The organism is Kangiella aquimarina DSM 16071 (genome assembly GCF_000374105.1).
GTDB lineage: Bacteria > Pseudomonadota > Gammaproteobacteria > Enterobacterales > Kangiellaceae > Kangiella > Kangiella aquimarina.
In genome coordinates, this window is sequence record NZ_KB893651.1 from 162,887 (window position 1) to 176,402 (window position 13,516).

At 43.5% G+C, this 13,516-nt stretch carries 12 protein-coding genes; 8 read left to right on the forward strand and 4 right to left on the reverse strand.

The features are described from left to right. Nucleotides 1–13: 13 nt before the first annotated feature. Nucleotides 14–1,489 carry a rhomboid family intramembrane serine protease gene (locus tag B158_RS0110175; RefSeq protein ID WP_018625266.1) on the reverse strand — a complete coding sequence of 492 codons (1,476 nt, stop codon included), beginning with the start codon at nucleotides 1,487–1,489 and terminating at the stop codon, nucleotides 14–16. 139 nt (nucleotides 1,490–1,628) lie between these two features. Between B158_RS0110175 and B158_RS0110180 the strand changes: the two genes are divergently transcribed. Further along, nucleotides 1,629–2,243 carry an energy transducer TonB gene (locus tag B158_RS0110180; RefSeq protein ID WP_018625267.1) on the forward strand — a complete coding sequence of 205 codons (615 nt, stop codon included), beginning with the start codon at nucleotides 1,629–1,631 and terminating at the stop codon, nucleotides 2,241–2,243. 66 nt (nucleotides 2,244–2,309) lie between these two features. Here the strand turns inward: B158_RS0110180 and B158_RS0110185 are convergent, their stop codons facing one another. Further along, complete coding sequence (locus B158_RS0110185) at nucleotides 2,310–3,575, reverse strand: 6-phosphofructokinase (protein ID WP_018625268.1); 1,266 nt, start codon at nucleotides 3,573–3,575, stop codon at nucleotides 2,310–2,312. A 601-nt stretch (nucleotides 3,576–4,176) separates the two neighbouring features. Between B158_RS0110185 and mpl the strand changes: the two genes are divergently transcribed. From mpl to B158_RS0110215, 6 genes are all read left to right on the forward strand, one after another. Next, nucleotides 4,177–5,529 carry a UDP-N-acetylmuramate:L-alanyl-gamma-D-glutamyl-meso-diaminopimelate ligase gene (gene mpl, locus B158_RS0110190; protein WP_018625269.1) on the forward strand — a complete coding sequence of 451 codons (1,353 nt, stop codon included), beginning with the start codon at nucleotides 4,177–4,179 and terminating at the stop codon, nucleotides 5,527–5,529. Beyond that, nucleotides 5,529–6,164, forward strand: a complete 636-nt coding sequence (locus tag B158_RS0110195; RefSeq protein WP_018625270.1) for a flavin prenyltransferase UbiX — start codon at nucleotides 5,529–5,531, stop codon at nucleotides 6,162–6,164. The genes mpl and B158_RS0110195 overlap by 1 nt, the downstream gene beginning before the upstream one ends. Before the next feature lie 123 nt (nucleotides 6,165–6,287). Then, complete coding sequence (locus tag B158_RS0110200) at nucleotides 6,288–7,220, forward strand: ABC transporter ATP-binding protein (protein WP_018625271.1); 933 nt, start codon at nucleotides 6,288–6,290, stop codon at nucleotides 7,218–7,220. Continuing rightward, the gene (locus B158_RS0110205; RefSeq protein WP_018625272.1) at nucleotides 7,217–7,978 is read left to right on the forward strand and encodes an ABC transporter permease; all 762 of its coding nucleotides are present in this window, start codon (nucleotides 7,217–7,219) and stop codon (nucleotides 7,976–7,978) included. Before B158_RS0110200 ends, B158_RS0110205 begins: the two co-directional genes overlap by 4 nt. After that, complete coding sequence (locus B158_RS0110210) at nucleotides 7,971–8,564, forward strand: LON peptidase substrate-binding domain-containing protein (RefSeq protein ID WP_018625274.1); 594 nt, start codon at nucleotides 7,971–7,973, stop codon at nucleotides 8,562–8,564. The genes B158_RS0110205 and B158_RS0110210 overlap by 8 nt, the downstream gene beginning before the upstream one ends. Nucleotides 8,565–8,646: 82 nt before the next feature. Next, nucleotides 8,647–9,195 carry a hypothetical protein gene (locus tag B158_RS0110215; RefSeq protein ID WP_018625276.1) on the forward strand — a complete coding sequence of 183 codons (549 nt, stop codon included), beginning with the start codon at nucleotides 8,647–8,649 and terminating at the stop codon, nucleotides 9,193–9,195. A 353-nt stretch (nucleotides 9,196–9,548) separates the two neighbouring features. On the opposite strand, the gene B158_RS0110220 is transcribed toward B158_RS0110215, so the two are convergent. After that, complete coding sequence (locus B158_RS0110220) at nucleotides 9,549–10,064, reverse strand: hypothetical protein (protein WP_018625278.1); 516 nt, start codon at nucleotides 10,062–10,064, stop codon at nucleotides 9,549–9,551. 240 nt (nucleotides 10,065–10,304) lie between these two features. Beyond that, nucleotides 10,305–11,486 carry an enoyl-ACP reductase FabV gene (gene fabV, locus B158_RS0110225; RefSeq protein ID WP_018625279.1) on the reverse strand — a complete coding sequence of 394 codons (1,182 nt, stop codon included), beginning with the start codon at nucleotides 11,484–11,486 and terminating at the stop codon, nucleotides 10,305–10,307. A gap of 179 nt (nucleotides 11,487–11,665) precedes the next feature. Here fabV and B158_RS0110230 point away from each other — a divergent pair, with 179 nt between their 5' ends. Then, nucleotides 11,666–13,465, forward strand: a complete 1,800-nt coding sequence (locus B158_RS0110230; protein ID WP_018625280.1) for a DUF3592 domain-containing protein — start codon at nucleotides 11,666–11,668, stop codon at nucleotides 13,463–13,465. Nucleotides 13,466–13,516 lie beyond the last annotated feature (51 nt).

Below are 13,516 nucleotides of genomic sequence, written 5' to 3' on the forward strand. Positions count from 1 at the left end.
AAGCGCCACAGGGTTAACCTTCCTGTAGCGCTTTTTTTGCTTCTTGACCTGCAAAGGTATCTGGATACTTATTGCTAACGAATCCCAGAACTTTCTGTTTTCCTTGCCAATCGCCATTTTGACCAGCAGCAAAAGCAAAGTGCAGCAACAAGTCTGGTAACTTTTCTAAATGACTGTAGTGCTGAACCAGTAAGGTGATGATGGGTTTAATTGGTTCGGTTTTTTTATGGCGAACCTGCTTACGGGCATAATCTAACAATACATTTCCCGGTATAGGTTTAAAGCCAATACCGTTGTGCTTCAGGTCATTCATGCATTGCTCAGCAAGAGGTGCTATTGAATCATTGTGGATAGAAACTTGCATAATGTCCGCACATAACCGTGCATAACTGGTTGATTCTGGTGAGGTCTTTTCCAGATTGTATAGGCGACTAAGCACATCTTTGTTGTGTGGCTGATCGTTAAGGACAGCATAAAAGTGGGTTTTGGCCTGATCGAAGTCGAGGTTTTGGGTTGCTGCAAGTCCTTGGCGATAATGCTCATCAATGCGATCGGCACTTTCATCTTCTATTGGAATATCTACGGACTCGGTTGTAGCTCCGGCTATTGATCGTTCACGATTAAAGCTCATAAGTTTAAATAGCCAGACACAGATAGCACCGCCCAACAAACCACCAAAGTGAGCCATATAGGCAACATTGTCTTCGCTGGTAACATCATAAATGACTTCTTTTGCTAAAAAGAACAGTAGGGCCAAGGCACCAGGAAGTCGTACATAATTAAAGTAGATAAGAAACCAATAAAAGTAGCGGATACTTTTCAACCCGTACCATGCAGCAAAGCCGCCCATTAATCCTGCGATAGCACCCGAAGCGCCAAGTAAACCTGTAGCATTATCGCCTGAAGTAATGTAGAAGAAAGCGACAGCCGATAGGCCGGAGATAACGTATAAGGACAGCATTTTAGGTCGACCTATGAGTAGCTCCAGGTTGTAGCCGAACAAGAAAAGAAACACCATATTAGAGAGTAAGTGCATGTAGTCGGCATGCAAAAACATGCTGGTGAAAGCTGTAAGTAAGCTTCTTTCGGTTGTAGAAAAACTATAAGTTTCAGTAATGGAATTTTCTAATATGGCCTCTAACTTTTCTCTTTTTATACGCCATTCCATTGAGTAATCTGAGCGAGTCTTAACATATTTTGCAAATTGGCCATCATTCAGTATATACGGGACCAAAGCTTCCTGGGGTACATTCGGATTTATAAGTAGATCGTATATCTCACCTTTATCTTCAAGTGTGTACTCCTCTAAAGCTTTTTGCTCAAGAGTGAGCAGATCTTCTTCAACATAAAACGTCATTGCCTCATAGAAGACCTCATCGTCCCCTGACTGGAGCACAAAGAAAATGAAGCAGTTAACGATGATAAGAAGCACGGTCAGAATCGGCGGATTCTGCTTTGAAATTCGGTTTTCGGCTGGTATCAGTAGCATTGTTTATAATTATATATATCCCTCAAAGGCCTTACTCTAACTGATTTTAGAATCATTGTTAAAAATAAATTAACCCTTTCTCCAGGAATAGTCGTTTGTATAGGTGAACAATAAAGTTTAAAAAGCAAAGGAGAAGGGTATGAAAATTTTCACTGCGGGTTTTATTGGTCTGATTGTAACAGGGGTGTTATTGCTATTGATGAGCCAACTGATTAATAGTGATCATCAGGTTGTAGAAAAGCAAAAGGTTGTGACACTGGTAGATACACCATTACCTCCAGAGAAGCAGCCAAAAACCAATAGGTTGCCAAAGCCTCAGCCGCCAGCGGTGGCACCATCTGCCGGAGAGGCCGTTCCGTTAAGAGCTTCCACTATTGATACGCCGGATATTCCTACAGTAGATTTCGAACCTGTAGATGTTAGTTACCAAGCACCTATCATTGGAGCGCCAGCGCCACACGAGTTATTGGATAGCCGCAGTGCTTTGCCGCTGTTTCAGGCGCAGCCTAACTATCCTATTATTGCTGCAAGCCAGGGCATCGAGGGCTGGGTCTTATTGCAATATGATGTAGATACTAGCGGAACTCTGTCTAATATTAACGTGTTAGATGCGCAGCCAAGAAGAACATTTGATAAAGAAGCTGTAGCTGCATTGAAAAAATGGAAATTCAGACCGGCAATGGATAATGGACAACCAATTTCTGTTAAAGGTCAGACTGTGAAGATTGAGTTTAATTTGGAGCAGGAGAGATGAAGGTAGCTGCAGTTGTAGGGTGCGTCACGACGCACCCTACAAGAGAGCAATTAGAACAATACAAACCTAAATCTTAAACTTAGTTTTAAGCTTCTTTTTCACCAATTCGTTTTTTAGCTCAACGTATTGCGGCAAGCCGTTTTTATAAGGAGGATATGATTCGCCCTGAATCAGTGGCTGTAGATATTGGCGGCACTCTTCAGTAATGCCAAAACCATCACGAGTGATATAGCTGCGTGGCATCATCTTCTCAACATTGGCAACATCCGCTAACTTAGCTTCGCCAACTGTCCAGCTGTATTTTTTGGTTTTCTTACGCACAATCGTCGGCATTACCGCATTTTTTCCGGCATCAGCAAATTCAACCGCTGCTTTACCCATGGCATAAGCCTGGTCTACGTCGGTTGCTGAAGCGATGTGGCGCGCAGCGCGTTGCAGATAATCAGAAACAGCCCAGTGATATTTATAACCCAGCTCGTCTTTAATCATGTTCGCAACAACTGGAGCTACGCCACCTAATTGTTTATGACCAAAGGCATCAACCGTTCCTGCATCTGCCAGGAAAGTACCGTCTTTGTATGCCGTACCTTCAGAAACCACGATTGCACAGTAACCGAATTTCTTGACGGTACGATCAACTTTCTTGAGGAATTTTTCTTTGTTGAATGCAATTTCAGGGAACAGAATAATATGCGGAGCATCACCTTCTTTTTCACAGGCAAGGCCACCCGCAGCAGCAATCCAGCCAGCGTGACGGCCCATCACTTCCATAACAAATACTTTGGTTGAGGTCTCAGCCATCGACTTAACATCAAAAGCTGCTTCGCGAATCGATACTGCAACATACTTAGCGACCGAACCGAAGCCTGGGCAGTTATCAGTGATTGGTAAATCGTTATCAACGGTTTTTGGAATACCGATACAGGTGATCGGGTAGCCCATGGTTTCACTTAACTGGGAAACTTTATGCGCGGTATCTTGCGAGTCACCGCCACCGTTATAGAAGAAATAGCGAATATCATGTGCCTTGAATACTTCAATTAAACGCTCGTATTCAGCTTTGTTTTCCTCAATGCTTTTTAACTTATGGCGGCAAGAACCGAAAGCACCCGATGGTGTGAATTTCAGGCCAGCAATATCTTTTTTCGATTCTTTACTGGTGTCGATCAGCTCTTCGCGTAAAGCGCCGATGATGCCATTCTTACCGGCGTAAACTTTGCCGATGTTTTTAGAAGCGCGAGCCGCCTCGATAACGCCACAGGCGGTTGCGTTGATTACAGCCGTTACACCACCGGACTGGGCGTAGAAGGCGTTGTATTTTTTCTTAGCCATCGTATTTCCTCGTAAAGCTTGTGCCATCGGGCTGCTCACTGTTCATGACGCGAGTGAATCAGCCCTTTAACAAATTCTGGTTGTGCAGGGTGTTATGACCCACAAAATTGACGCGATTTTACCTTATTTAGAGAATTATCGCTTCAATAGATAGAGGTTTTTTATCTACAAAGTACCGAGTTCAAAGAAATGATGCTTGTGAGTACGTAGGTTAAGCGACTGCCAATTATCCCCCATTTATATTGAGCCGAAGCTCCATCCAGACATAGCAATTCAAAACAGGACGTTTTGAATAGTAAAATTCGGGCCATGGATGGAACGTATTTTACGGTGCGTTAAGTGGCTTGATGGAGGTGAGGGTAGTCGTTTAGACGACCTCAATATACGGGGTGGACTTCTTTTGGTTACTTTTCTTATCCACCTAAGAAAAGTAACTCGCTGAGAAGCGAAACCCATATTTGAGTGATGTTATGCATTAAGTTACAAGCAGGGCTTTAAAGTATACTCACTAAGTTAAACAATATTAATTCTAATCAATAGATGACGGATTTTTCTGCTTCGCTTATGATTATCCCCACATCTTAGAAACAACATCGATAACATGCATATTCATATTCTTGGCATTTGTGGCACTTTCATGGGCGGTATTGCTCTGCTGGCGAAGCAACGTGGGATTTCAGTCAGTGGCAGTGATCAGAATGTTTATCCCCCCATGAGTACACAACTGGAAGAGCAGGGGATTGAGTTGATTCAGGGTTTTGACCCGAAACATATTCCTGAACATACCGACTGTGTGGTGGTGGGCAATGCCATGTCGCGTGGCAATCCATCGGTCGAATATGTCCTGGAGCAGGGTTTGACCTATCGCTCGGGCCCACAATGGCTGGCCGAGAATATCATCCACGACAAATGGGTTCTGGCTGCATCAGGTACGCATGGTAAGACGACGACAGCCAGTATGCTGGCCTGGATTCTTGAGTATGCCAATCTTAATCCCGGTTTCCTGATTGGTGGGGTGCCTGAAAATTTTGGTCTGTCCGCACGCGTTACAGAGTCACCATTCTTCGTTGTTGAAGCCGACGAATATGACACAGCCTTCTTCGATAAACGTTCCAAATTTGTTCACTATCGGCCGCGTACCTTGATCATGAATAATCTTGAATACGATCACGCGGATATTTTCCCCAATCTTGAGGCGATTAAAACTCAGTTCCATCATTTGCTACGAATTGTCCCCGGTAATGGTCTGGTGATTTATCCGAAAGATGATGCCAATTTGCAGGACGTAGTCGATCGCGGCTTATGGTCGGGTAAAGAGCTAATAGGCGATGAACAGGGCTGGCAATACACATTATTACAGGACGACGGTGGTCACTTTGAAGTCTATTTCGCCGGTCAAAAACAGGGCGAGGTTAATTGGCCATTAATCGGCTTGCACAATGTGAATAATGCATTGGCGGCAATTGCAGCAGCTCGCCACGCAGGCGTTCCTGCCGGTCACTGTTGTGATGCACTGGCGGAGTTTCGAAACGTTAAACGGCGCATGGAACTGAAAGGCGAAGCAGGTGGCGTTAAAGTCTATGATGATTTTGCCCATCATCCTACCGCTGTTAAAACCACATTGGACGGTTTCCGCGCCAAAGTTGGCCAGCAGCGGGTCATAGCCATCGTTGATCTGCGCTCTGCCACGATGCGTTCGGGCATTCATAAAGATACCTTGCTTGCCTCACTGAAAGGTGCCGATCAGGTGATCATTCACAAGCCCGCAGAGTTTGACTGGCAATTTCCGATAGAGCAGGTCAATGACTTCGATAATCTACAGATATTGCCAGACGTGGATTCGATACTGAATTCACTCAAGGAAATGGTACAATCGGGCGATAACATTCTCGTGATGAGCAATGGCGGTTTTGGCGCCATTCATCAGAAACTATTGCAACAACTGGCGGCTTAATGAGCGAATCCTCAAAACAACAAGCAGGTAAGGCAATAACGTTGGCGGTGACCGGGGCTTCCGGTGCTCCTTATGCCCTGCGTCTGCTGGAACAGCTTACACACCATTACGACACTGTCTATTTAATGCTTTCTAGTGCAGCCCGAGTAGTGTTTGCTACTGAGGTTCTGGTACAGGTCAGCAAAGCGCCAAGTGTCATTGAAAAAGAGCTGACCGAACACCTGGGCATTGCTGAGGGTAAAATAAAGGCATTTTCCAGTGATAACTGGATGTCACCGGTCGCCAGTGGATCCAGCGCCCCGAAACAGATGATCGTTTGCCCCTGTAGCACCGGTACCTTAAGTGCCATTGCTCATGGCGCTTCCGATAATTTAATAGAACGGGCTGCCGATGTGGTACTTAAAGAACGCGGCCAATTATTACTGGTGCCGCGCGAAATGCCCTATAACACTATTCATCTACAGAATATGACCAAGCTGTCGGAGATGGGTGTAACCATCATGCCAGCATCCCCTGGCTTTTATAATGAGCCAAAGACCATTGATGACTTAGTAGACTTTGTGGTGGCGCGTATCCTTGATCATTTGGATATTGACCATAACTTAGGTCATAGATGGGGTTATTCAAAAGATTAGTTCCAGGGATTTGTTCTTGGTAGAGGCAGGCCGATATGCCTGTCCAATACTCTCAATTTGTAGGGTGAGCCGTGGGCTAGGGACTGCAAGGCACATCAAAACAATCAAACGCATGGTAATTAAATGACAAAAGCATTATCTATTTCGAATTTAAGCAAGACCTATAAAAATGGCGTCCAGGCTTTGAAGGGGATAGACCTTGAAGTTGAGCAGGGTGATTTTTTCGCGCTGCTGGGGCCGAACGGCGCTGGTAAATCAACCACCATTGGTATCATCAGTTCGCTGGTCAATAAGACTGGCGGCAAGGTGAAGGTATTTGGCCATGATATTGATAGTGATCTGACTAACGCTAAGAAAATGCTTGGTCTGGTGCCGCAGGAGTTTAATTTCAATATCTTTGAGGGCGTTGAACAGATTATCTGGCAACAGGCCGGTTATTACGGCATCGGTCGCAAAGAAGCCAGAAAGCGTGCGCAGCCTTTATTGGAGCAGCTTGGTCTGTGGGATAAACGCGATACTCCAGCCCGTGAATTATCGGGTGGTATGAAGCGTCGTCTGATGATTGCTCGCGGTTTGATTCATGATCCAAAGTTATTAATTCTGGATGAGCCTACAGCAGGCGTGGATATTGAGATTCGTCGCTCTATGTGGGACTTCATGCAGGATTTGAATGAGAAAGGTACGACGATTGTATTAACGACCCACTACCTTGAAGAGGCAGAAAGCCTGTGCCGCAATATTGCAATTATTAATCATGGCGAGATAGTTGAAAATACCAACATGAAATCGTTGCTTGCCAAATTGGATATGGAAACCTTTGTGCTGGATACCACCGGCCTTCCTGAGCAGTTACCGCCAATCGATGGCTATGAAGTACGTCGTCGTGATGAAACTACCTTAGAAGTAGACGTTCACAAAGGACTTGGCGTTAATGGTGTTTTCTCTGCTTTAAGCCAGCATGATATTACGGTACTCAGTATGCGTAACAAGGCAAACCGTCTGGAGGAATTATTTGTCAGACTGACTGAAAATAAAGCTGGAGGGCAAGCATCATGAATCTAGTTGCCTTTAAAACCATTGTCACCAAAGAAATTATTCGCTGGACGCGTATCTGGAGTCAGACCTTGTTGCCGCCAGCAATCACTATGACTTTATATTTTGTCATCTTCGGTAATCTAATTGGATCGCGCGTTGGCGAAATGGATGGCTTTGGCTACATGGAATACATCGTGCCAGGTTTAATCATGATGTCGGTGATTACCAACTCATATGGTAATGTGGTCTCATCATTTTTTAGTGCAAAGTATCAGCGATCGATTGAAGAAATGATGGTTTCTCCGGTCTCGAATTGGGTGATTCTGTTTGGTTATGTTGGTGGTGGAGTGTTACGAGGATTGTTGACTGGTTTTATTGTGACCATTATTGCTTCATTCTTCGTCGACTTAAAAATCTACAATTATTTTGTGGTTATCAGTGTGGTCTTTTTGACTTCAGTCTTATTTGCTATTGGCGGCTTCATCAATGCCGTTTTCGCACGTAAATTTGATGATGTAGCAATTGTGCCGACCTTTATTCTGACACCGCTGACTTACCTGGGGGGCGTCTTTTATTCAATTAGTTTATTGCCAGAGTTCTGGCAGGGCGTATCAAAAGCCAACCCAATTATTTACATGGTAAATGCTTTCCGTTACGGCTTCCTGGGAGCTTCAGACATTGCCATTGAAGTCGCATTCGCACTGATTTTGGTTTTCATTGCCGCACTAACCAGCCTTGCCATTTATTTGCTCAATCGAGGTATAGGACTTCGTGCCTGATCAAGAAGCCAGTCGTGTTATTCCCATCTTCCCGCTACAGCGGGTCGTCTTTCCGGATAGCGTTCTCAGATTACAGATATTCGAGCAACGCTATCTGGACATGATCGCCAGGCAGCTTTCTCAGCAACAAGGGTTCGGCGTTACCCTGATAAAGAAAGGTAATGAAGCCGGTATTCCAGCGACGCCATTTGAATATGGAACCTACGTTGAAATTGTCGACTTTGATCAAAGAGATAATGGCTTGCTACTGATTACCTGTGTTGGCAAACAACGCTTTCGTATTAATAGCCAGACCATCATGCCGGACAAACTGATTACAGCAAACGTGTCTTGGTTAGATAATGTATTGCAACGCCCCATGACCGATGATCAGTCGGAGCTGGTTAATCTTCTTAGTGATTTATCAAAACACCCTCAGGTAGATATTCTTGATATTCCCGAGCGCTGGACCGAACTCAGTTTTGTGCTTGAACGACTAACCGAATATATGCCAATCAGTGAACGTCAGAAACAGGCCGTCTTAGAAGAAAATGATCTGGACACTCGAATTGCGATGTTGTATCAGATGCTAGGCTGGATTAAGTAGTTATTGTCAAGATCAGGTAATTTTGCGAGAATCTTTCGGTTTTTGACTGTTTTATTTACATATTAACAAACCGAGGGAACATATGAAGACAATAAGAATAGCAATACTACTATTATCTGTTTTGGCGCTTAGCGCTTGTGCGACCAGGCTTACAAAACCTCAAGGTCCTGCATTACCTCCAACTACGTCCATCCAAACTTATGAGCGAATTATTTTAACGCCAATTACGATTTCTCCTGAGTTTGCAGAGCATGATTCAAACCAGGATGCGCGCGTAAAAATGAACGATTACTTGCAGAAGCTAATGCAAATCACCTTTAAAGGTAAAAACTTACAGATCGTAAGTGATGAATCTGAGATTGCTGTTTCTGATGAAAGAACATTAATCATTAAGCCACACATCAAAGAAATTAAATATGTGAATACGGCTGCTCGTATATTTGCAGGAGCTATGGCTGGCGGTTCTGCTGTATTGATGGAAGTTTCCATGATCGACGCAAACGTTAATCGCTCAATCGGTAACCCAGAGTTCTATGCTGATGCAAGTGCATGGTCAGGTTTCGGGGCGGATAATCGTGTGTTGAATGAAGTAATTGAAGATATCGATACATACTTCAAAATACATAACTAAGCTTTGTCATTGTATTAAAAATGCCTGCTGTATAGCAGGCAGTTTTGTTTTTGACTGTAGAAAATCATTTGAACTAGAAAAGCTGTCAAAATCTTTTACAAAGATTGCAAGTCTGCATTGAAAAACTGATCGACTAGTTAACATTTCTGAACTAAATCAAATAGATAAAAACTTTGGCACGGTTTATGCTTATTACATAGATGAACACAGCAATTGTGTTTTATCCCCAGCTAAATTCTATTGGGCCTAGCTTTCTGCTAGAAGCTGAATAGAAAGCAGCTTATCAATGCGCAAGCCATTAGCCCACCGAAAGGTGGGCTCTTTTTTTGTGTTAACAAAAAACCCCAGAGGTTTTATTGAGCGCTGGCTCGTAGGCTGTTTAATTCCTGAATCCAGACTTTTACCTTGGGTTCTTTTTCAACCATCGCCGTCAGGAGGCTTGTCTGATAGTCCTCTTGCTTTTTTTGTAGTTCCTTATTATTCATTACAGCGGCGCGTGCCTTCATAAAGTCCTTTTGGTACTTTTGCATTTCTGCTTGCATGGCTTTGGCTTCTTCTGATGCAGGATCTGCTTGTTGTAACTTCTGTTGAATCGCAACCAGCTTTTCTTCCTTCTCCTTTGGGAAACCCGCCTGGGTTACAACTTCATTAAAACTTGCCTGAAGGTTCTCCTGCTCTTTCTTCAGTTCAGGTTTCTCTTTGATAACTTGTTTTTGAACATTAGCCAGTTTAGCCTGGAGCTGCATTGCTTTTTGCTGAACCGAAACTTGAGCAGGCTGTTGTGCTGCTGGAGTTTGGTTGGCATTTACTGTCGCTACAGCAAATAATGTCGCCAATGGAAGAATCAATAGTTTTATTTTAAGAGTCATAAATCTCCTCATAAAGTTAATCACAATTAATGCATATTAAGACCTTAAGCAGTCCGACAGGTTTAAGACTGAGAGTTCAAATTAATTGTCTAATTTGAGGAGAAAATTTATAAATGGGTGCCTATAATTTTCTTGAGCGTTAGGACTGGCGGGCTATATAGCGGTTTTTGATGAGCTAGAAATGACTATAAAAAAACCGGCAATAATGCCGGTTTTTTGAACAGCTGATTAATTCAGGCATTAGATGCGAGGGTCAACGTCTGCATCATAATCAACACCATCCACTTCAAAACCAAACAGCTTGAAGAATTCGTGCTGATAACCTTTATAGTCTGAAATCTCATTGATGTTTTCAGTTGTCGCAATCTGCCACAGCTCTTCAACTTTGTTCTGAATGGCATCATCAAGTTCTTTCAGATCCAGACGGTAACGGCGAGTATCATCATAAATAGCATCATCGCCATACATCTGATCCATGATTAAGCCTTTAATCTGATGAATCGGATCTTCATGCACATCGTTTTCTTTCATGACTTTATACAGCAATGAAATGTATAAAGGCATTACCGGAATCGCAGAACTTGCCTGAGTCACAACGGCTTTAAGAACTGCCACGTTGGCGGTGCCGTTGTATTTGTTTTGCAACATGTCGTGGATAGCATGTGAAGCGCGGTCCAAATCTTCTTTAGCTTTACCAATCGTTGCATGACCATAGATAGGCCAGGTCAATTTTTTACCGATATAGGTATAGGCAACAGTTTTTACGCCATCAGCCAGAACACCAGCTTCATCCAGAGCTTTCATCCAAAGCTCCCAGTCTTCGCCGCCCATAACTTTGATAGTATTTTGAATATCATCGTCGGTAGCAGGCTCGATGCTGACATCGTGGACAATGCCTTTATCAGTATTCAAGGTTTTTTCGGTCACTGCTTCGCCGATAGGTTTTAATACTGATTTGTAGACTTCGCCTGTTTCTGGATCCTGACGACGAGGTGATGCTAATGAGTAAATAACGGTATCAATTTTACCCATTTCTTCTTTAATGATTTTAATGGCGTCTTCTTTGGCCTGATTCGAGAAGGCATCGCCATTGATGCTTTTGTTCCAAAGGCCTGCTTTATCAGCCGCCATTTCAAAACCACGATTGTTATACCAGCCAGCGGTTCCTGGCTTAGACTCAGTTGGCTCTTTTTCAAAGAACAAACCCAATGTTTTGGCACCATAACCAAAAGCAGAAACGATACGCGACGCCAGTCCATAGCCTGTTGATGAGCCAATAACTAAAACATTCTTAGGGCCAGCTTCTGCATCAGCAGGCATATTATTTTTAACGTATTCAATCTGTTCATTAACATGGGCAACGCAGCCATGTGGGTGTGCTGTGGTACATACGAAACCACGAACTTTAGGCTTAATAACCATAAAAACTAATCTCCGGACAAAAATATGGCCGTATTGTACCGTTTTTTGCAGACAAAGAGGTACTACCAAAGTGAACTGGCCCTGTGTAATGTGAGACAAAGTTCAAATCTGTGGTATTCTTCGATAACTCATTGAATTCATGATTAAAAAACATTAAGCAGTTCTGGGGTTAAAAAATAATGGAATTATCAATTAATAATAAGAAACGAGGTAACAAGGCGGGAGCAGGTTGCTTAACTGTCTTTGGAGGTATCTTTTTTGTTGTGGGAGTGGGTATCTTTTTATGGGGCCTGGTATCGATTTATGATGCTTACCAGGCTCGTAGTTGGCAGCCCGTTGAAGCCACTATCACCAGAGTTGAGCAGGTCATTTCTCGTGGAGACGACAGTACCACCTATGGTGTCAATGGAGCTTTCCAGTATCAGTACGCAGGTAAAACCTATACCTCCAGTCAGCTTAATTTTTACACCGGCACAGATAATATTGGCAGCTATCAGCAGGATTTTTATTACCGCTTAAAGCTTGCGAAAGATAATAATAGAACCGTCACTGCCTTCGTTAATCCCGATAATCCAATTGAAGCAGTTATTGATAAAGAGATTCGCTGGGGCATGCTAGGTTTTCACTCAATCTTCTTGTTTGTGTTCGGTGGGGTTGGCCTGGGGATTATGCTGGCAGGGCGCTTTGCTAAAAAGAAAGCGGTTAAGCAAAACGAATTACAGCAACTTTACCCCGATGAGCCATGGAATTGGAAAGAGGAGTGGCAGACCAATCGATTCAAGGCAACGACTGGTACGGGATTTAAGGTGTTACTCGGTTTTGCGATTTTTTGGAATCTGATCGCCATACCAGCCTCAGTGATGGCAATGATTGAATATTTCAAAACCTTTGAGCACCAGATTCTCATTGTATTGCTGTTCCCATTGGTGGGCATCGGAATCTTCATAGCAGCCTATATTGCTTTTATACGACATAGGAAATACGGACAGAGCGAGCTGATATTGCAACAGACGCCCATTGCCATTGGCGGCATTAACCGTGGCAGCATAGAGGTTCCCAATGATGAAGCCAATCATCAGTCATTTGGCAAACCTCTGGAAGCAAATATCACTCTTACCTGCCAAAGAAAAATAACAACCGGTAGTGGCAAAAGCAGAACTACAAAAACTAAAATTATCTGGCAGGATGATCGTCGAGTAGTGTCTTCGATCAGAGGCCATAATACTTCAAGTTACGCGTTTGAATTTAAGGTGCCGGAAGGTTTACCACAGTCCGATGATTCCAATCCAAACAACAAGGTTGAGTGGGTGTTACAAATCGAGCGTAAACAACCCGGCATTGACCTGAAACTTGATTTTACCTTGCCTGGTTTTGTGGTTGCTCACCGAGTTGCGCTGGAAAAATCTGAAACTGATCTTTTTGCTTCAGGTTTCAGTGACAGTTCCTATGATGCTGCTTCAGGTGGTCAGGCAAGCCCAGATGGCTGGAAAAAGCTAGGTATTGAGGAGTCGGTAACTTCGCAGGGTAATCGCTATTATTTTTCAGCCTTCAGGCATCTGAGTTTTGCCATTTCATTAATTGTGTTTGGTCTGATTTTTGGTTCTATTGGAGTCGGAATCAGTCTATTCGGTGATGCTCCCATCATATTCTTTATTGCGTTTGGGGGCTTTGGATTGCTGTTTTTGATGATAGGCTTAAGACAGCTGACGTATCGAAGTGAGCTAACAGTAAGTGCCGGTCAGATGATTCATTCTTCGGGGCATCTAAGCATGTCATCGCCCAGAATCATTCATCGTGATGATATCCAGAGCATCACTAGTCAAAGTAATATGAGTGTGGGCAACAAACAGGTGTTTCACATAACCGCAATGCTAAAAGACGGTAGCAAAGTCGTACTGGCTAAAAATTTATTGATGCGTAGCGATGTGGAATCCTTTATCGAGAAAATCAAAAGCGAAATGGGGATGTCGCAAAGGTAATGCTCACAACAAAGTGAAGGCAGGGACTAAAGCTTAACCCCTGCCTTTTTC